Source organism: Rhodopseudomonas sp. P1, from assembly GCF_039642825.1.
GTDB lineage: Bacteria > Pseudomonadota > Alphaproteobacteria > Rhizobiales > Xanthobacteraceae > Rhodopseudomonas > Rhodopseudomonas palustris_H.
The window spans coordinates 4,684,689-4,703,955 of sequence record NZ_CP088006.1 but is presented as its reverse complement, the minus strand read 5'-3'; the positions used below and the strand labels follow the sequence as shown (position 1 = coordinate 4,703,955).

19 protein-coding genes are annotated in these 19,267 nt (G+C 66.9%); 7 read left to right on the top strand and 12 right to left on the bottom strand.

Annotation, left to right across the window (positions count from 1 at the left end):
• Positions 1-91: 91 nt before the first annotated feature.
• A complete protein-coding gene (locus LRC39_RS21730; protein WP_263989606.1) occupies positions 92-2,284 on the top strand; it encodes a methyl-accepting chemotaxis protein in 2,193 nt (730 codons plus the stop codon).
• Between the two features lie 317 nt (positions 2,285-2,601).
• The gene (locus LRC39_RS21725; protein WP_346295602.1) at positions 2,602-4,698 is read left to right on the top strand and encodes a methyl-accepting chemotaxis protein; all 2,097 of its coding nucleotides are present in this window, start codon (positions 2,602-2,604) and stop codon (positions 4,696-4,698) included.
• 15 nt (positions 4,699-4,713) lie between these two features.
• On the opposite strand, the gene LRC39_RS21720 is transcribed toward LRC39_RS21725, so the two are convergent.
• Complete coding sequence (locus LRC39_RS21720) at positions 4,714-5,619, bottom strand: DMT family transporter (protein WP_346295601.1); 906 nt, start codon at positions 5,617-5,619, stop codon at positions 4,714-4,716.
• A 232-nt stretch (positions 5,620-5,851) separates the two neighbouring features.
• On the opposite strand from LRC39_RS21720, the gene LRC39_RS21715 reads away from it, so the two are divergent.
• Positions 5,852-6,265 carry a DUF1330 domain-containing protein gene (locus LRC39_RS21715; protein ID WP_346295600.1) on the top strand — a complete coding sequence of 138 codons (414 nt, stop codon included), beginning with the start codon at positions 5,852-5,854 and terminating at the stop codon, positions 6,263-6,265.
• Between the two features lie 12 nt (positions 6,266-6,277).
• On the opposite strand, the gene LRC39_RS21710 is transcribed toward LRC39_RS21715, so the two are convergent.
• From LRC39_RS21710 to LRC39_RS21700, 3 genes are all read right to left on the bottom strand, one after another.
• The gene (locus LRC39_RS21710) at positions 6,278-7,207 is read right to left on the bottom strand and encodes a DMT family transporter (protein WP_107345883.1); all 930 of its coding nucleotides are present in this window, start codon (positions 7,205-7,207) and stop codon (positions 6,278-6,280) included.
• Positions 7,208-7,365: 158 nt separating this feature from the next.
• Complete coding sequence (ybaK, locus tag LRC39_RS21705) at positions 7,366-7,842, bottom strand: Cys-tRNA(Pro) deacylase (protein WP_107345882.1); 477 nt, start codon at positions 7,840-7,842, stop codon at positions 7,366-7,368.
• Between the two features lie 446 nt (positions 7,843-8,288).
• On the bottom strand, positions 8,289-9,113 hold the full coding sequence (locus LRC39_RS21700; protein WP_346295599.1) for an aldo/keto reductase: 825 nt from the start codon (positions 9,111-9,113) through the stop codon (positions 8,289-8,291).
• Between the two features lie 390 nt (positions 9,114-9,503).
• Between LRC39_RS21700 and LRC39_RS21695 the strand changes: the two genes are divergently transcribed.
• The 3 genes from LRC39_RS21695 to LRC39_RS21685 all read left to right on the top strand — a co-directional run bounded on the left by LRC39_RS21695 (position 9,504) and on the right by LRC39_RS21685 (position 13,048).
• Entirely contained in the window at positions 9,504-9,815 is a 312-nt protein-coding gene (locus LRC39_RS21695) for a PilZ domain-containing protein (protein WP_107345880.1), read from the top strand.
• 295 nt (positions 9,816-10,110) lie between these two features.
• Complete coding sequence (locus LRC39_RS21690) at positions 10,111-11,403, top strand: adenylosuccinate synthase (RefSeq protein ID WP_107345879.1); 1,293 nt, start codon at positions 10,111-10,113, stop codon at positions 11,401-11,403.
• A 37-nt stretch (positions 11,404-11,440) separates the two neighbouring features.
• Positions 11,441-13,048, top strand: coding sequence for a hypothetical protein (locus LRC39_RS21685; protein WP_346295598.1), 1,608 nt, complete (start codon positions 11,441-11,443; stop codon positions 13,046-13,048).
• 335 nt (positions 13,049-13,383) lie between these two features.
• Here LRC39_RS21685 and LRC39_RS21680 read toward each other — a convergent pair whose 3' ends face one another.
• The 6 genes from LRC39_RS21680 to LRC39_RS21655 form a co-directional block, all read right to left on the bottom strand.
• The gene (locus tag LRC39_RS21680; RefSeq protein WP_107345877.1) at positions 13,384-13,602 is read right to left on the bottom strand and encodes a hypothetical protein; all 219 of its coding nucleotides are present in this window, start codon (positions 13,600-13,602) and stop codon (positions 13,384-13,386) included.
• A 474-nt stretch (positions 13,603-14,076) separates the two neighbouring features.
• Positions 14,077-14,277: a light-harvesting protein gene (gene pufA / locus LRC39_RS21675; protein WP_107345876.1), complete on the bottom strand. Its 201-nt coding sequence runs from the start codon at positions 14,275-14,277 to the stop codon at positions 14,077-14,079.
• Positions 14,278-14,289: 12 nt separating this feature from the next.
• Positions 14,290-14,445 carry a light-harvesting antenna LH1, beta subunit gene (pufB, locus tag LRC39_RS21670; RefSeq protein WP_022721374.1) on the bottom strand — a complete coding sequence of 52 codons (156 nt, stop codon included), beginning with the start codon at positions 14,443-14,445 and terminating at the stop codon, positions 14,290-14,292.
• Positions 14,446-14,767: 322 nt separating this feature from the next.
• Positions 14,768-15,238 carry a phosphate-starvation-inducible protein PsiE gene (locus LRC39_RS21665; RefSeq protein ID WP_346295597.1) on the bottom strand — a complete coding sequence of 157 codons (471 nt, stop codon included), beginning with the start codon at positions 15,236-15,238 and terminating at the stop codon, positions 14,768-14,770.
• Between the two features lie 129 nt (positions 15,239-15,367).
• Positions 15,368-15,925, bottom strand: coding sequence for a cyclin-dependent kinase inhibitor 3 family protein (locus LRC39_RS21660; protein ID WP_107356849.1), 558 nt, complete (start codon positions 15,923-15,925; stop codon positions 15,368-15,370).
• Positions 15,925-16,698 (bottom strand): type III effector HopAG1, encoded by a 774-nt coding sequence (locus LRC39_RS21655; protein WP_346295596.1) that lies wholly within the window; start codon positions 16,696-16,698, stop codon positions 15,925-15,927. The genes LRC39_RS21660 and LRC39_RS21655 overlap by 1 nt, the downstream gene beginning before the upstream one ends.
• 139 nt (positions 16,699-16,837) lie before the next feature.
• Between LRC39_RS21655 and LRC39_RS21650 the strand changes: the two genes are divergently transcribed.
• Positions 16,838-17,473 (top strand): class I SAM-dependent methyltransferase, encoded by a 636-nt coding sequence (locus LRC39_RS21650; RefSeq protein ID WP_346295595.1) that lies wholly within the window; start codon positions 16,838-16,840, stop codon positions 17,471-17,473.
• Positions 17,474-17,801: 328 nt separating this feature from the next.
• On the opposite strand, the gene LRC39_RS21645 is transcribed toward LRC39_RS21650, so the two are convergent.
• Positions 17,802-18,605 (bottom strand): DODA-type extradiol aromatic ring-opening family dioxygenase, encoded by an 804-nt coding sequence (locus tag LRC39_RS21645; protein WP_346295594.1) that lies wholly within the window; start codon positions 18,603-18,605, stop codon positions 17,802-17,804.
• Between the two features lie 42 nt (positions 18,606-18,647).
• Positions 18,648-19,238, bottom strand: a complete 591-nt coding sequence (locus LRC39_RS21640; protein WP_346295593.1) for a malonic semialdehyde reductase — start codon at positions 19,236-19,238, stop codon at positions 18,648-18,650.
• Between the last annotated feature and the right edge of the window lie 29 nt (positions 19,239-19,267).

Below are 19,267 nucleotides of genomic sequence, written 5' to 3'. Positions count from 1 at the left end.
GAACCCGGCTTTCCTCGTAGCCGCACGAGGCGTTTGCTTAAGCAATTCCAAACAGCCGGCGATCAGCATGGGGCTCTCCTAGGAGTGCCCCATGTCGTTCTCGTTCAAATCCATCCGCAAGATTCAGGTCAAGATCGCGCTGGTCGCCGGCCTCTGCTTGACCGGCGCCAGCCTGATCCTGATCGGCTACAGCGTTCTGTCGGCGCAGAGCACGCATCACTACGTCACCTCCGAGGTGATGAAGCTGGTCGATCAGCAGACCAAGGAAAGCCTGCTCAACCGCGCCACCTCGGAAGCCTCGGTGATTAAGGCCGAGCTCGACCTCGGGCTCGACTCCGCGCGCAACATGGCGCACGCCTTCGAGGTCCTGGCCGATCCCAACAATGCGGGCACCACCGACGGCAATCGCCGCCTGCAGCTCAACGCGGTGCTCAAGAACACGCTGGAGCAGAACCCGGCCTTCAACGGCACCTACTCGGCCTGGGAGCCGAACGCGCTCGACGGCAACGACGTTGCGTTCAAGGGCCGCCAGACGATGGGCTCAGATAACACCGGCCGCTTCCTGCCGTATTGGACTCGCAGCGCCAGCGGTTCGATCGCGGTGCAGCCGCTGGTCGAATACGACAGCCAGGAACGGCATCCGAACGGCCTGGTGAAGGGCGCGTGGTTCATCAATCCGAAGGCGACCGGCAAGGAGAACATCCTCGGCCCGCTGCCTTACATCGTGCAGGGCAAGGCGGTGTTCCTCGCCACCATGTCGGTGCCGATCAAGATCGACGGCAAGTTCGTCGGCGTCGCCGGCGCGGACTACAATCTCGACTTCGTGCAGAAGCTCGCCACCCAGGCCAACCGCTCGCTGTTCGGCGGCAAGGGCAAGGTCGCGATCCTCAATGACACCGGCCTGATCGTCGCCAACAGCGCCAATCCGGAATCGATCGGCAAGGCGGCGTCGAGCGCCGATCCGCGCTGGTCGGAGAGTCTGGCGATCGTCAAGGAAGGCAAGGGCACGGTGCTCGACGATCCGAAGTGGGATAACGTCGAGGTCTACTCGCCGATCTCGGTGGGGCGGACCGGCACGCCGTGGTCGGTGCTGATCTCGGTGCCGCGCAAAGTGGTGCTGGCCTCGGCCCATGAGCTCGACACCGCGCTGAACGAGCGCGCCAACTCGGCGATGTTCTGGCAGCTCGGCGCCGGCATCCTGGTTGTGGTGCTCGCCATCACGGTGATCGCGTTCGCAGCCCGCAGCATCGCCCGTCCGATCGGTGATTGCGCCACCTTCGCGGACGGCATCGCCAAGGGCGAGCTCGACCAGAAGCTGGCGATCGAACAGGCCGACGAAGTCGGCGTGCTCGCCGCCTCGCTGCGCACCATGCAGGGCGAGCTCAAACGCAGCATCGCGCAGCGTGCGGAGGATCAGGCCAGCGCCGATCTGGCGCGCCGTCGCGACATGAACGACATGGCCGACAAGTTCGAATCCGCCGTCGGCAAGATCGTCGAAACGGTGTCGTCGGCCTCGACCGAACTCGAAGTCTCGGCCGGCCGGCTGACGACGACGGCGGAGCGATCGCAGCAACTGACCTCGATGGTCGCCTCGGCGTCCGAAGAAGCCTCGTCGAACGTGCAGTCGGTTGCCACGGCGACCGAGGAGATGTCGGCCTCGGTCGACGAGATCAGCCGGCAGGTGCAGGAGTCCTCGCGGATCGCCAACGAGGCGGTCAACCAGGCTCAGAAGACCAACGACCGCGTCGGCGAGCTCGCCAAGGCCGCGACCCGGATCGGCGACGTCGTCGAGCTGATCAACACCATCGCCGGCCAGACCAACCTCTTGGCGCTCAACGCCACGATCGAGGCGGCGCGCGCGGGCGAGGCCGGCCGCGGCTTCGCGGTGGTGGCCGCGGAGGTCAAGCAGCTCGCCGAGCAGACCGCCAAGGCGACCGGCGAGATCAGCGCGCAGATCAGCGGCATCCAGTCGGCCACCGGCGAGTCGGTGACGGCCATCAAGGAGATCACCGACACCATCGGCCACATCTCCGAGATCGCCGGGTCGATCGCGTCCGCGGTCGAGCAGCAGGGCGCCGCGACCCGCGAGATTTCGCGCAACATCCAACAGGCGTCGCGCGGCACCAGTCAGGTGACCGGCAATATCAGCGACGTGCAACGCGGTGCCAGCGAGACCGGCAGTGCGTCGTCGCAGGTGCTGGCGGCGGCACAGTCGCTCGCCGGCGACAGCAATCTGCTCCGGCGTGAAGTCGCGCGCTTCCTCGACACCATCCGCGCCGCCTGACCTGGCTGTCGTCAGTTGCGGTTACGCGCTCGGCGCCGCCGTCTCGCACGGCGGCGCCGCAGTATTTTCAGAGTGTAAGTAACAAGTGACAGGTGTCTTCGTCTTTCGTCGCTCAGGACTCATACGTAGCCCGCGATTAACGAAGATTGATACGCGCGTAGGTAGTGTCGAGCTGCCGCGATTGGCGTGATGCCCGGCGTTCAACGGCGAACCCCACCATCGAAATCGGACCCTAAGATTTCCTGCGGCTTGTTCCATGTTCGGAACAGGCGCGCGTCGCCGTCGCTCGTTTGAAATGCGCCAACCAGGAGCCGGCGATGTCTCTCAAGATCCGTGTATTGCTGCCGTTGATCGTTCTCGCGCTCGCGGCCACCGCCATGACGCTCGCCGGGTTCGAGGCGCGCGACGCGGTGATCCGCCGCCGCCAGTCCGAAGCCTTCGTCGAGGTCAATCGCATCTCGCAGCTGCTATTGAAGAGCGCCGGCCGATGGGCGCTGGAACGCGGCCTGAGCAACGCGGCGCTGAATGCCCCGGAGCCGGCCGATCCCGAGCGCCGCGCCGACATCGCCAAGGCGCGGGCCTCCGGCGACACCGCGTTCGCCGAGGCGCTGCGGCTGATCGGCGATGTGCCGCAGATGAAGGCCGGCGCCGCCGCGATCACCGAAGCGCAGCGCGCCCAGCAGGACCATCGCGCTCTGCGTTCGCGTGTGGATGAAGCGATCGCCAAGCCGGCGTCCGCACGCGATCCGGAGGTGGTGCGCGGCACTTTCGGCATCATCACCCGCACCATTGATGTCGCCGGCACTTCGCTGCGCAGCACGCTGGAGACGCTGACCGATCCGCCGTCGGTGGCGCTGGCGCAGATGATCCGGCTCCGGCATCTGGCGGCGGTGATGGCCGAAAATGCGGGGCGGGAGCGCGCTTATCTCGGCGCCAAGGTCAGCGCGCGGTCGAAGTTCACGGCCGCGGAGATCGGTGAGATCTCGGCGTTCCGCGGCCAGATCGATCTGGCGTGGCCGATGATCGCCGCATTGAAGCAGCGCACCGATACGCCGGCCGCGGTGATCGACGCGATCCGCAGCGTCGAAACTGATTACTTCGGAACCTATGTGCAGGCTCGCGGCAGCGTGCTCGCCGCCAGCGACACCGGCGCCTATCCGCTCGGCGGCAGCGACTACATCGCCCGCGCCACCGACGGCGTTGAGACCATCCTCAAGCTCGCCGGCGCGATCGGCCAGGCGGCCGACGCCGAAGCCGCCGCGGATTCCGCCCGCAGCAGTTCGCGCCTGATCCAGGCGCTGGCCGCGCTCGGCGCCGCGGGCGCGCTGGTGATGATCAGCCTGTGGATCACCTTCCGCCGCGTGCTGCGTCCGCTCGCCGAACTCGGCGGCGCGCTGCACAAGCTGGCGCAGGGACAGCTCGACCTGACGCTGCCGGGGCTCGATCGCAAGGACGAGATCGGCGACATGGCCAACGCGATCGAGGACCTCAAAGTCCACGCCGCCGCCAAGGCGCGCGAAGAGGCCGAAGCCCGGATCCGCCAGGATGCGATCGCCGCGGCGCAGCGCCGAGCCGACATGCACAAGCTTGCCGACGATTTCGAAAGCGCGATCGGCGAGATCATCGAGACGGTGTCGTCGGCCGCGACCGAACTGGAAGCCTCGGCCGGCACGCTGAACGTCAATGCCGAGCGCGCCCAGCATCTCACCGTCACGGTCGCCGGCGCCTCGGAAGAAGCCTCCACCAACGTGCAGTCGGTCGCGTCGGCATCCGAGGAGATGACCGCGTCGGTCGAGGAGATCAGCCGCCAGGTGCAGGCCTCCGCCAAGATCGCGTCGGACGCGGTGGAGCAGGCGGCCCACACCAATCACCGCGTCGAGGAGCTGTCACAGGCCGCGGCGCGGATCGGCGACGTCGTCGAACTGATTAACACCATCGCGCAGCAGACCAACCTGCTGGCGCTCAATGCCACCATCGAGGCAGCGCGTGCCGGCGAGGCCGGCCGCGGCTTTGCGGTGGTGGCCGCCGAAGTGAAGGCGCTGGCCGAGCAGACCTCAAAGGCGACCGGCGAGATCGGTCAGCAGATCGCCAGCATCCAGTCGGCGACGCACGAGTCGGTCGAAGCCATCAAGGGCATCGGCGGCACCATCGAGAAGATGTCGGAGATCGCCTCGACCATCGCCTCCGCGGTGGAGGAGCAGGGCGCCGCGACGCGGGAGATCTCGCGCAATATCCAGCAGGCGGCCGAAGGCACCCGCGCGGTGTCGTCGAACATCGTCGAGGTCGAGCACGGCGCCAGCGGCACCGGTGCCGCGGCCGGCGAAGTGCTGCATGCCGCGCAGTCGCTCGCCGGCGAGAGCAACCGGCTCAAGCTCGAAGTCGGCAAGTTCATGCACACGGTGCGCGCGGCCTGACGGCTGCGCGTTCCGTCACCGCCGGGCGGCGATGAACACACCGGCGACCACCATGGCGTAGCCGGCGAGGTGAAACAGCTCGGGCTTTTCGCCGAGCAGCACGATCGCCATCACCGAGCCGAACACCGGCATCAGATGCAGGAACGGCGCCGAACGGTTCGGCCCGATCAGCGCCACCCCGCGGTTGAAGCAGAGATACGCCAGCATCGACGGGAAGATCACCACATAGGCGAGCGTCGCGGCGCTGAGCCAGTCGGCACTCGGCCGCACGCCGCTGGCATATTCCCAGGCGCTGAACGGCAGCAACAGCAGCGCGCCAAAGCCGGTCGTCACCACGATCAGCGACAGCGGATGCGTTGCGGGCCGCTTCGGCATCAGGGCCGAATACAGCCCGAATGCGCACAACGCGCCGGCCACCATCAGGTCCCCGCGGTTGAGTTCGATCCCTGCCAGCGCCGCGAAGTCGCCGCGCAGGATGATGGTCAGCACGCCGAGCAGCGACAGCGCGATGCCGGCCGCCTGCATCCAGGTCAGCCGCACGCCGAACAGCAGCAGCGACCACAGCGCCACGAAAAGCGGCCCGGAGGACTGCATCAGCAGCGCGTTGAGCGCCTGGGTGTATTGCAGCCCCCAATACGACAGCGCGTTGTTGATCGCGAAGCCGGTCGCCGACAGCACGATCATCAGCTTCCAGTGGTGCAGCAGCTTGCGCCAGTCGTGGCGCAGATGCGGCCAGGCGAACGGCAACAGCAGCAGCATCGCGCCGACCCAGCGCGCGCAGCTCAGTGTCACCGGCGGCACGTAGCCGGCCACCGCCCGGCCGAGCACGATGTTGCCGGCCCAGAACAGCGAGGTCAGGCTGAGCAGCAGATAAGGCTGGTGGGCGAGCCAGCCGAAAGCGGAGCGGGACCAGGCTATCAAATCGAGGGCCGGGGCAAGGGAACCATTTTGGCCTTCGTGCCTGAATTCACGTCGGCGCAAAAGAGGTGCGCGGCGGATTGCTGGCATTCGTCGCGCGTGTTTGCGCGTGCAGCGAGTTCCATGCGCCGCGCGGGTGGAAGCGTTGCTGCGGCGCGGTTGGCCGCGGCAAAGAATCGGCTACCACGTCGCCGGCGATCTGCGCATGCTGGCGCACGGATCGAGTGGGGCGAAGATGAGTATCGACGAGTTGAACATCGAAGGGCTGACGGCGCTCGATCGGGACGATCCGGGCCCGGTGGTGATGGTGAACCTGCTGCGGTTCAACGAGCAGTCCGCAGACGGCGACGGCACCGGCTGGGATGCTTACTTGCGCTACAGCGCCCAGAAGGTGGCGCTGATCAAGGAGCATGGCGGCATGCTGTTGTGGAACGGCAATGCCAAGGGCATCGCGCTCGGGCGCTCCGACCCCGCGCCCTGGGACTATGTCTCGCTGGTGTATTACCCGACGGTGGCGGCGTTCATGGCGATGATGCGGTCGCCGGCATATCTCAGCCAGTGCGAGCCGCATCGGCGCAACGCCTGCGCCGATCACCTGATCATCTGCACACGCGAAGCATTCAGCAAGTTTCACATCCCGGTGAAGTGAGCGCCGGGGCGCTCACGCCGTCTTCGGCTTGCGCGCCGCGATCACCACGCCGGTCAGCACCAGTGCGTAGCCGACGGCGTGGTAGAGGTGAGGCTGCTCGCCGAGAAACAGGATCGCCATCGCCGAGCCGAACACCGGCACCAGATGGAAGAATGGTGCCGAGCGGTTGGCGCCGATCAGCCGGACGCCGCGGTTGTAGCAGAGATAGGCCAGGATCGACGGGAACACCGCCACATAAGCGAGCGCGCCGAGATTGCGCCAGTCGACCGCCGGCAGCGGCTTGGTGCTCAGCTCCCAGATTTCGAGCGGGATCAGGAACAGCGCGCCGCAGCCGAAGGTGAAGCCGAGAAACGACAGCGCATGCATCGGCGGCCGCTTCTGGGTCAGCGTGGTGTACAGCCCGAAGCTCGCCAGCGCGCAGACGAACAGCACGTCGCCGCGGTTGAGATCGATCGCGGCGAGTTCGGCGATGTTGCCGTGCAGGATGATCACCACCACGCCGATCATCGACGAGCCAATGCCGATCGCCTGGGTCAGGGTCAGCCGCATCCGCAGCACGATCAGCGCCCACAGCGCCACGAACAGCGGCGCGGTGGATTGCAGCAGCAGCACGTTGAGCGCCGAGGTGTACTGCAGCGCGGTGTATTGCAGCGTGTTGAAGGTCGAGATGCCGATCACCGACACCGACACCATCAGCGGCAGATGCCGGCGGATCACCTTCCAATCCGCGATCAGGTGCCGCCAGGCGAACGGCGCGACGATCAGGAACGCGCAGGTCCAGCGCAGGAACGACAGGGTCACCGGCGGGAAGTGCCCGGCGATGGCGCGCCCGACAATGGCGTTGCCGGCCCAGAACAGCGACGTCAGGCTGAGCAGCAGATAGGCTTGGTCGGAGATCCAGCCGAAGCGGGGCGCTTCAGCGGGCGGCGTTGTGGTGGTCATAGCAGGCCCGGTGCTCGGAAGCGGCGCGCACGCCCGGCCATGCCCGCATCAGCAGAACGCCGCCTCCCTTTGAGATTTGGCCCCAGCAATACGGGTTTTTGCACAGATCACAAGCAGCCTGCACGCATCGCGAGCATGCGCGGCGGCGAACGGGCGTGTCAGTCCGCTGCGATCGGGCGTGCCACGGCGCCAAGCGCGGTGACGGCGGCGTTGGGATCGAGCTCGATCTGCAGGCCGCGCTGGCCGCCGTTGAGATACACGGTGGTTTCGGCGAGCGCGGCGTCGTCGATCGCCACCGGCACGCGCTTCTTCTGCCCGAACGGCGAGATGCCGCCGACGTGGTAGCCGGTCAGCCGCTCGGCATCGGCCGGCTTCATCATCTTGGCGCTCTTGCCGCCGAGCGCGGCCGCCAGCTTCTTCATGCTGACTTCCTTGTCGGACGCGATCACCGCGCACACCGGCTTGCCATCCAGCTCGGCCATCAGCGTCTTCAGCATCCGCTTCGGCTCCACTCCTACAGCCGCTGCCGCCGCAAGCCCGATCGCCTCGGCGTTCGGATCGTACTCATAGCTGTGCAGCTTGAAGGCGACGCCGAGCTTCTCCAGCATCTGGGTGGCGCGGGTGGATTTCGACATAGTGGGGACTCGAGGCAGGTCGCAGGACGGCGCAGACTTGCGTGCACCGGCGCGCACATTGTCACTGCGCGCAAGCCGACGCAATGCAACGCCATCATGTCCCCCGCACCGTCATTCCGGGGCGCTCGCGCCAGCGAGCGAACCCGGACTCTCGCGGCCATGGGGCACGGCGGGTCGGCCAGCACCTCGGGATTCCGGGTTCGCGCTTGCGCGCGCCCCGGAATGACGGTGGTGGAGCGACGAAACCCGCGGCGGTGTTACTTCATGCCTGCTGGCATCGTCATTCCGGGGCACGCGCGTCAGCGCGTGAGCCCGGAATCTGGAGGTGTGGGGCAAGGCGGTGGGACTTGCATTTCGGGATTCCGGGTTCGCTCGCTGGCGCGAGCGCCCCGGAATGACAAGGACGGGGCCAGATACTCGTCCGCTCAGTTGTGGCGATCCCGCCGCTACGCCTCATCCCACTTCGGCGAAAACGCCGGGGTGACGAAGCGCTGGTTCTTCGGCAGCTTGGCGATCACGGCGCGGTCGTCGAAGTCGAGCTTGATGGTCAGCGCGCCGAGATTGCTGCGCTGGCTGGCTTCGCTGCGGGCTTTCGGAATCGCCATCACGCCGTCCTGCTCCAGCAGCCAGGCCAGCGCGACTTGCGCCGCGGTGGCGCCGTGCTTGTCGGCGATCGCCTGCAGCTCCGGATAGGAGGCGAGCCGGCCTTGGGCCAGCGGCGCGTAGGCGGTGAGCGGGATGGATTTGCTCTGCAGATAGGGCAGCAGCTTGGTCTGCCCGAGCAGCACGTGGTACTCGACCTGATTGCAGGCGATCGGCGCGCCGATCTCCTCCACCGCCTGCTTCATCAGCGCCACCGGGAAGTTGCAGACGCCGATCGCGCGGGCGCCGCCGTCGTCCTTGATCTTCAGCAGCGTCTCCAGCGCCGCGCCGAGATTCATGTCCGGCGCCGGCCAGTGGATCAGATAGAAGTCGACATAGTCGGTCTTCAGCTTGCGCAGGCTCTGGTCGAATGCCTTGCGGATCGCGTCGGGCGCGAGATTGGTCCACCACACCTTGGTGGTGAGATGAATCTGATCGCGTGGCACGTCGGTGTCTTCCAGCGCGTCGCCGACGGAGTCCTCGTTGGCGTACATCTCGGCGGTGTCGATGTGGCGATAGCCGAGGCCGAGCGCGGTCAGCACCGCCTCGTGGCAGTCCTTGCCCTGCAGTTTGAAAGTGCCGAGCCCGAGCTTGGGCACACTAAGTCCCTGGGTCTTGATGCTGTCCATGCGGTCTCCTGGTGCGTCTTGGCGCGAACTGGACACCAGCCCGCTTCGACAAACGCGTCAAACCCAAATCAGGCTCATCGGATCTCATTTGATCAGGGCGGCGCGCGGAAGGCGTCGCTGCGCTTAGGAAAGCTTGCCACGCCGCGGAAATGGTCAACGCATTGTGAATGCGAATGCCTGACATCTGCATTGGATTTTACGAATCGGAAGTGGTTGTGGATTACGATTTGCCACAACTGACGGGGGTAATAGTTCCAAGGGATTGGCTTCGCGGGCGGAGCCCAAGGCCCGCGGGCGGCTGCCGTCGGCGCGTCGATCCGAGAATTTCAAGAACAAGTCGATTGGCCGCGACAACGGCGTTGCGGCGCCAAGAATTGCACGGAGCCGAGCGTGACCTATGGCGACCGCAAAGATCCGCGGGTCCGGTTCGAAACCGCGATGGATTCGGTGATGATTGCCGTCGATGGCACCTGGCGGCGCGATTGCGCGATCGCCGACATTTCGCAGACCGGCGCCAAGCTGATCCTGAAAACCTCGATGGCCGGGCTGAACCTGCGGGAGTTCTTCCTGGTGCTGACGCCGAACGGCACCGCCTATCGACGCTGCGAGCTGGTGCGGGTCGAGGGCGACACCATCGGAGTGCGCTTCGTCGTCGTCCGCAAGGGAGCCAAGCGGCTGCCGAACCAGCGGGCCAGTGTCTGACACCAAAACGGTATTGCGTCCGGGGTGATCGCCGGTCACCGCGGGGCGGCGCGTCGGCCTCGCCGGAATGCTTCCAAACAGTGACGGATTTCAGAGGGGATACAATGCGTTGCAGCGCCGTGGGACGGGCGTTTCGCTTGCGTCGCAAGCCTGCATCCGTTATCCGGTGCCGTGCCTCGTATGCGAGCGGCCACGGCCGCGTTTGCCTGGGCGCGCGAGCCCGATCCGTCATCGTCGCCACCGGCGCGCCGCGATCGTGCTTCATCCGATAAAGTGGCAGGGGAACCTTCTCGAAATGGCCAATGTCGTCGTGGTCGGCGCCCAGTGGGGCGACGAAGGCAAGGGAAAGATCGTCGATTGGCTCTCCGAGCAGGCCGACATCGTGGTGCGATTCCAGGGCGGTCACAATGCCGGCCACACCCTGGTGATCAACGGCGCGACCTACAAGCTGGCGCTGCTGCCCTCGGGCGTGCTGCGGCCGTCGAAGCTGGCGGTGATCGGCAACGGCGTGGTGTTCGATCCGCAGGCCTTCCTCGATGAAGTGAAGAAGCTGCAGGGCCAGGGCGTCGCGATCTCGCCGGACAATCTGCGCATCGCCGAGAACGTCACGCTGATTCTGCCGCTGCACCGCGAGCTCGACGCCACCCGCGAGAACGCCGCCAAGGCCGGCGCGATCGGCACCACCCAGCGCGGTATCGGCCCGGCCTATGAAGACAAGGTCGGCCGTCGCGCCATCCGGCTGATGGACCTCGCCGACCTCGACACTCTGCCGACCAAAATCGAACGGCTGCTCGCGCATCACAATGCGCTGCGCCGCGGCCTCGGTCAGCCGGAGATCGACGCCGGCCAGATCCTGGCGGAGCTGTCGGCGATGGCGCCGCAGTTGCTGCCTTATGCCGAGTCGGTGTGGCGCCTGCTCGACATCAAGCGCCGCGAAGGCAAGCGCATCCTGTTCGAAGGCGCGCAGGGCGCGCTGCTCGACGTCGACCACGGCACCTACCCGTACGTCACCTCATCCAATACCGTCGCGGCGCAAGCGGCGACCGGCACCGGCATGGGCCCGGGTGCGGTCGGCTATGTGCTCGGCATCTGCAAGGCCTACACCACGCGCGTTGGCGCCGGTCCGTTCCCGACCGAGCTGACCAACGAGATCGGCGAAGAGATCGGTCGTCGCGGCAAGGAGTTCGGCGTCAACACCGGGCGCAAGCGGCGCTGCGGCTGGTTCGATGCGGTGCTGGTGCGGCAGACGGTGCGGACCTGCGGCATCGCCGGTCTGGCGCTCACCAAGCTCGACATTCTCGACGGCTTCGACAGCGTCGAGGTCTGCGTCGGCTACAAGCTCGACGGCAAGGAGATCGATTACCTGCCGGCCGGCGAAGGCGCCCAGGCGCGGGTCGAGCCGATCTACGAGACCATCGAAGGCTGGAAGGAGCCGACCGCGAATGCCCGCTCTTGGGCAGAGCTGCCGGCGCAGGCGATCAAATATGTTCGCCGCATCGAGGAACTGGTCGGCTGTCCGGTGGCATTGTTGTCCACCAGCCCGGAGCGCGAGGATACAATCCTGGTGCAGAACCCGTTCGAGGCTTAATAAGATGTTACCGAAAGACATCGTAAATTGAGTCGAGATGGCTGATTACTATCCGCTGATCGCACGCGCTATTGCGAGCCTGGATCCGAGTGCTCCGGGCGAGCAACGTCGCGCGATCTATGAGCGGGCGCGCGCGGCTCTGATCGCGCAGTTGCGCGGCGTGCAGCCGCCGCTGACCGAATCCGAAATCACCCGCGAGCGCCTGGCGCTCGAAGAGGCCGTGCGCAAGGTCGAGTCCGAGGCCGCGCAGCGCGCCCGCGATGCCTCGCGCGCCGAGCTGAAGGGCCGCGGCCGTCCGGGCGATCCGCCGCGTCCCGGCGATGCGCTGCGTGCATCGAGCCGTCCGCTCGGCCGTCCCGGCGATCCGCCGCCGCAGGTCAATCGTGGCGCTCCGCCCAGTTCGATGCCGGAGCCGGAGCTGCCGTCGTCGGTGCGTCCGCGTAATCCCGACGAACCGATTGCTGCCGAAGACACCGGTGAGCCGAGGCCGTCGCGCACGCTGCGGGTCGATCCGCCGCCGATTCCGCCGGAGCCGCCGCTGCCCGGTCGTGGTCCTGCCGCGCCGCCACCGCGTCGTGGCCCGCTGCCGAACCAGCCGCCGCCGCCCGCCAATTCGCCGGGGCTGCGCGGCTTCCGCGACGTCACCGCCGATCTCGACGATCTCGGCCGCGCCGCTGCACAGGCCAATCGCTCGGCGCGCAAGACCTACGCCAATGTCGCGCCGTCGCCGGAATTCGACCGGCTCGAGCCGACCATGGAGAACCGCTCCGATCCGGACGCGCCGTACTCCTATGACGAATCGCCCGATGAGGCGGCGCGCTACACGCCGCCGCCGGCCGCTTCACGTGTCCCGGCCGAGCCGAAGCTGAAGGGCAGCCGCAAGCCGTCTAAATTCCCGCTGCGCACCGCGCTGGTGATCGGCGTGGTGGCGATGCTGATCGGTGCCGGCCTGGTGTGGGGACCGGGCGTGGTGTCGAGCCTGATGTCGATGATGCGCTCGCCCTCGACTCAGACCGCTGCGCCCGCGACTCCGGCGCCGTCGACCGAGCGGCCGAAGATCACCGACCGAGTGGGCCAGCCGTCGACCGAGCAGGCTGCGCCGGTGGCGCAGCGCGTCGTGCTGTATGATGAGGATCCGAACGATCCGAAGGGCAAGCAGTACGTCGGCACGGTGGTGTGGAAGACCGAGCAGGTGAAGGGCGCCAGCGCCAAGGGCGGCGCCGACATCGCGGTGCGCGCCGACATCGAGGTGCCCGAGCGGGCGTTCAAGATGACGATGTCGTTCCGCCGCAACACCGACACCTCGCTGCCGGCGAGCCACACCGCGGAATTGACCTTCATCCTGCCGGCGGATTTCCCCGGCGGCGGCGTTTCCAACGTGCCGGGCATCCTGATGAAGTCGAACGAGCAGTCGCGCGGCACGCCGCTCGCCGGGCTCGCCGTCAAGGTCACCGACGGCTTCTTCCTGGTCGGCCTCAGCAACGTCGAAGCCGACCGCGCCCGCAACCTGCAGCTCCTCAAGGAGCGCTCCTGGTTCGACGTGCCGATCGTCTACAGCAACGGCCGCCGCGCCATTATCGCGATCGAAAAAGGCGGCCCCGGCGAACGCGCCTTCAACGACGCCTTCAAGGCCTGGGGCGAGTAGTTAGGACGGGCAGCGCACCCGCGCCTTTGTGGCGCGGGGCCTGCGCGCCTCCATTCCTTCAGGTTGCTGTTCGACCTACAGAGTCATTCCGGGGCGCTCGCGTTAGCGAGCGAACCCGGAATCTCGAGGTCGTATTGCGCGGAGCTGGCCGCGCGCCCGCTGCATCTTGCCTCGCTACAATTTCGAGATTCCGGGTCTGCGTGCTGACGCACGCATCCCGGAATGACGGCGGGTGGGTAGGAGAACGCGCGTGGCTTCGAGATGCCACGCGTCCCCCGAATCAAAACGCGCCGCGGAGGCCGCGGCGCGTGGGTGGGTGAGGCGTGACGATTGGATTATGGCGCGCCGATCGATCCGGCGCGGACGGCGTCATCGACCAGTTCGTGGGCGTCGGTGATGCCGCGGGCGGCGTTCTGCACGATGATTTGCGCCATCATCGCTTTGGTGGCCGGAGTGCGGTGCTCCGCTGCGATCTGCTCGACCGCGATATCGAGCACTTCGCGCAGCGTCGCGACGTATTCGGGATCGAACTTCGGCGGTTCGTTGGCAGTCATCGTCGTCTCCTTCAGTTACGGCGCGCACCTTGTCGGCCCAATGCGGCCCAAGTGCGGAGCGGCGATGAAGTTGCAGTGACGGAGACGATTTTTCCGCGACCTTACGGAGCCGTCATGAATCGAAAAACCCTTGCGGCACAATCACAAACGTGATTCCGCCGCAGCCTCGACACGTTCCAATTTCGAGCAAATCCAGGCCGGCGCGAAAGCGGTGTCGCAGGTTGTTGACGTGGCTGCGATCTGCGGTGCCGTTCGCGTGTGAATTCAACCATCGCGAGTCACTGGCTACGCGTCATGCGCGCAAACGGCGGATGGGACTCGGGGACGATCAGGACACGCGGTGACATGCTGCGGTCATCACTGTGTCGTCGCGGCATGCTGCGGCCTTCAGGCCGCCAAAAACAAAACACCCGCCGGGACCTCCGCACGAGGGGCCACGACGGGTGTCTTGTCAGCTTCGAAGAAGTAAGAAGCTTACTTCTTGGCGGCCGGAGCAGCCGGCGCCGGCGCAGCGGCGGGGGCGGCAACGGTGGCGCCGTTCCAGTACTTCGGGAACCAGGTGGTGTTGCTGAGAACAGCGAAGTGCACCAGGATCGCGATGACGGTGACGCTGCCGAGCAGCAGCGGCAGGCCGACGCCCGGGTTCACGACGGTCCAAATACGACCTTGATTCATTGCATCTACTCCTTAGTGCAGCCAGGGCGAATAAACATACGCCAGGAAATGCGCGACGATGGCGATCGCGCCGAAAATGCGCGTGCCGTCGATCACATGCTTATGGAGCTCTTCCGACTCCGCGATCGTCAGACCGGTCGGCCAGACCTTGTTCAGATCGTCTGCCATTGTAAAACCTCCTGAGAGACTTCGATCAAAGCGTGCTGTTCGCACGCGTAAAGTGCCGCTAGCAGCGACCGGGTCGTCTGGTCCGTCTGACCAATCCGCGAGGCCCCCCTCAGGACTGTCGCGTATCATCCGGACCATTCGCTTCCGGTTGAGACCTCCGCTTTCGGTGCCGCTCCGATCCCGGAGGGGCGTTGCCGATCACGGCGTTCTCTCGCGCAGTCACATTATCGTGACAGCACCCCTTGTCAACTTGACATGACACTGACCTGTGTCCGGTTCATGCCGGACAGTGGCTCTCGTACGGAACGGACAAATCCGCCGATCATTTCGGCGGCGAGGCTGGCTGGTCCGAGCCTTGATGCCGGGGGCTCGACTGAGCATGGCCATGGCCGTGCTCGTGGTGGCTGTGCCGCGGCGGGCGGTAGGAAATCACCGCGCAGGCCAGCGCCAGGATCAGGATCGCGCCGCTCTCGTACAACAGGTTTTCGGCGGGCTGGTCCTTGCCCTGCAGGATCAACAGCCGGGAGATCGCCGTGATGGCGATGAACATCGGCAGCGTGATCGGGATCTTCTTGCTCTCGTAGTACACCGCGACCATCGCGATCACTTCGACATAGATGAACATCAGCAGCAGCTCTTTCAGCGTGACGCGGACGTTCAGCACGGTCTCGTAGACTTCCTGCGTCATCGCCACCACGGCGAAGGTGCCGATCAGCAGCAGGAAGGCGTTCTCGATCAGCTGGAAGCCTTTGCGGATCAGCGGCATCGGCGGGTTGGGCGGCAGGTCGTTCATTGAAAGAATCCGGTTGCGGCGCGGCTTGCGCCTTGAAGCGGCGCATCTAGCGGATCAGGCGTGAAGCGTCTTTGACACCGTCACGCGCTGCGGAAAAACGCCGCTGCGGCGGATGCGCGCCGTCCGCGATCAAGCGATCGGCTGCGCCCGTTCGACCACGGCCTGCTGCGCGCTGGTCTCGATGGCGCCGCGGCCGCGGGCGGCACGCACCTGCGCGATCGCGGTGGTCGGCGGCACGCCGAGTTCGACCAGCAGCCGCGCCGCAATCATGCCGGCGCGGCCGAGCCCGCCTTTGCAATGCACCAGGACGTCGTCGCCGGCGCGCAGCCGCTGCCGGATCAGGCGGCCGTCGGTTTCCCAGCGCCGTTCGAATTCCGCGGTCGGCGGGTGATAGTCCGGGATCGGCAGATGCAGCCACTGCATCGCACGGCGCTCCACCTCGGCGCCGAGCTCCGGCACCTTCAGCAGCTCCAGTTCGCGCCGCTCGACCAGCGTGAGCACCAGCTGCGCGCCCCATGCCTGGATCGCATCGAGATCGGCGGCGAGATCGCGGGCCCAGCCGCCGGTCAGCGCCGAATGATCGTGCTTGCCGGGGCAGAAGGTGATGCCGATGCGGCCGTGGTTCGGCCCGGCTCGCACTTCGGCGATCTGCAGCGGATGGGTCTGGCTGGTGCGCAGCGGCGCCATCATTCCTCCAGGGTGTCGAACGCGCGGACGCGATTGATCGCCGGCGCCGCGCCGCTGGCGGCGACGCGGCGGATCAGATCGTCGCGCCGGGCGAGCAGCAGCGCGGTCAGGGCGCGCGCGTCGTCGGTGTCGCCGAGCACATCGCGAACCACCGCCGAGATCGCCGGCTCGGTCAGCCGCGCCACCTTGGCGACGGAGGCCGCGAGCGCGTGCCGGGTCATCGCGCCGAATACGCTGGCCGCCACCGCATTGGCGCGGGCGTCGCGCAGGGTGTCGAACTCGATCACCTCGGCGCCGAAGTCGGTCTTGCGCGCGCCGCGGGCCCGATAGGCCAGCGCGCCGCCCTGATCGATCCGCACCACGCCGCCGTCGCGGGTCACCAGCACGTTGTCGAGGTCGACACCGAGCACGTCGCGATTGGCGAGCCAGGCATCGACCGCAAAATCGCGGCACACTTCGGCGGCGACGCCGTTCTCCGGATAGGCCAGCGCTTCGCCGAGCGAGGCGCCGCGCAGCATCGCGCTCGCGACCGCGAGGCCGCCGCCGCGCATCACCAGCTCGACCTCGGCGACGCCGGTGCCGGCGAGCCGATACAGCCGATTGGCCAGCACCTCGTTGCGGGCGTGATCGTCACTCGGCGGGGTTTTGACGTACCAGGCGCGGTCCTCCGCGTCGGCGTAAAGGCCGCCGGCATTGGAGCCGGCCTGGCCGCCGATCGCGGTCCAGCCGTTGGCGTCGCGCAAGGTTGGCGCGCTGTCGCTTGGCTCCGTCATAGACTCCCCGAGGTTGATCGCGCGCGCTTTCCGCGATTTGCGCGAAATCAAGCGACATCCCGCCGCCCGCCGATTAGCGTAGCGCCGCCGCTGGCCCACGCAACATCGACCAAACGCTGACGAGCCGGGAGGCGAGGCGATGTCATTCTCGAGATTCTGGGAGGTGCTCACCGGGCGTGACACGGCGCGCGCGGGCCGGATCGACTGGGACGCCAAATACGGCACCGACACCCGCTCGACCGTCGAACTGCACGGGCTCACCATCCCTCACGACAGCCGCAGCTTCGGCGAGCGCTATCAGGCGAGTGATCCGTCGGTGCTGAGCGACGCGCTGGCGTTCGTCGGGCTCGATCCGCGCTTCTATCGCTTCGTTGATCTCGGCTGCGGCAAGGGCCGGATGCTGATCGTCGCCGCCGAGCTCGGCTTCAAATCCTGCGTCGGCGTCGAATTTGCCGCCGAGCTGGCGCAGACCGCGAAGGCCAATGTCGCAGCAGCCGGATTCAAGACGATCTCGATCGTGCACGGCGACGCCGGCGCCTACGCGTTCCCCGACGAGCCGTTCGTGCTGTATCTGTTCAACCCGTTCTCGCACCAGATCATGGCGCGGGTGCGCGACAATCTCGCGACGCTGCGCCGCGCCGAGTACTACGTGATCTACAAGAACCCGCGCGAGCGCCGGATCTTCGACGAGATGCCGACGCTGCGCTATCTCGGCACCCCGCCGGCGCACAAGGGCGTCTGGGGCGTGCATGTCTGGGGGCCGCGGCGCGCGTAGTCGCTCGTAGGATGGGTTGAGCCGCAGGCGAAACCCATCGCTCCGTCGTTTGCGTCGACGATGGGTTTCGCTGCGCTCAACCCATCCTACCAACTGGGTGGAGCCACGCGCGCGCCTCTCCACCCGCCGTCATTCCGGGATGCGTGCGACAGCACGCAGACCCGGAATCTCGCAGTTGTTACGAAGGAAGATGCCGCGAAGCGCGCGGCGGTCGCGTGCACGAGCCCGTCGAGTAGCCCGTAGGATGGGTTGAGCGCAGCGAAACCCATCGCTCCGTTTGTGTCGTGATGATGGGTTTCGCTGCGCTCAACCCATCCTACGGTGTCAATCACCCGAACGCGTAGCCGGAGATGCGCTTGTTGCCGATGGCGTCGTGGAACACGCGGCGGCCTTGGTCGGGGCCGGCGGCGCCGGCGGTGACCATCAGCGGGATCAGATGTTCTTCGCGCGGATGGCAGGCGCGGGCGCCGGGGGCGCCGGCCCAATGTGCCAGACGTTCGTTGCGGACCGCGGCGTCGGGCGCGGTCGCGGCGTCGGTGAGCCAGTGATCGAACGCCACCGACTCGGCCTCCTGGCCGTCGAAGAAGGTCGAGAGATTGTGGAAGCTGTTGCCGCTGCCGATGATCAGCACGTTGTCGTCGCGGAGCGGCGCCAGCGCGGCGCCGATTGCCAGATGCTGCACCGGATCGAGATCCTGCTGCAGCGACAGCATCACCACCGGAATCTGCGCCTCCGGATCGACGATCAGCATCGGCACGAACACGCCGTGGTCGAAGCCGCGCGCCGCATCGGTTGCGGTGGCGATGCCGGCATTACCGAGCAGCGTCTGCACCCGCGCGGCGAGCACCGGATCGCCCGGCGCCGGATAGCTCAGCCGGTAGGTGTGCTCGGGAAAGCCGTAGTAATCGAACAGCATCGATGGGGCCGCCGAGGTGCTGACGGTCGGCAGCGCCGCCTCCCAATGGCCGGAGACGATCAGGATTGCGCGCGGCCGCGCCGGCAGCGAGGCCAGCACGCCGGACAGATAGGCGCGCAGGCCGTCATAAGCGTGCGGCCCGAACCGCCGCGGCGGCTCCATCCAGAAGCAGGGGCCGCCGCCGTGCGACAGGAAGATAGTGGGTTGACGGGGCATCGTCGCAATCTCCCTGATTGAAAGTGATGTTGAGCGGCCGCGTTACAGCACGCGGCAGGCGTCCTCGAAGGCGAGCCGCGGGTTGCGCGGAAACAGCTTCTCGGCGTCGCCGTAGCCGATGTTGCACAGGAAGTTCGACTTCCAGCGGCCGTCGGGGAAGAACTCGGCATCGAGCGCGGCGTGATCGAAGCCGGACATCGGCCCGGCATCGAGCCCGAGCGCGCGGGCGGCGAGGATCATGTAGGCGCCCTGCAGCGCCGAGTTGCGCTTGGCCGTCTCGGTGATCAGCTCCGGCTTGCCGACGAAGCCGCTGCGCATGTCGCGCGCGGGAAACAGCTGCGGCAGCAGATCGTGGAATTCGGTGTCGTAGGCCACGATCACGCAGCACGGCGCCTGTTTCACCTTGTCGACATTGCCGGGCGCCACGCTCTTCAATAGCCGCGCCTTGGCCTCGGCGCTGCGCACGAACACGAACCGGCCCGGATTGCTGTTGGCCGCGGTCGGCGCCCATTTCAGAAGATCGTACAGCGCGTGGATGGTGTCGTCGGTCACCGGCTTGCTGGTCCAGGCATTATGGGTGCGGGCCTGAACGAACAGCTGGTCGAGGTGAGGGGCGTGCAGCGTCGAGCTCATGGGGAGTTTCTTCTGTCGGACGAAGGGAG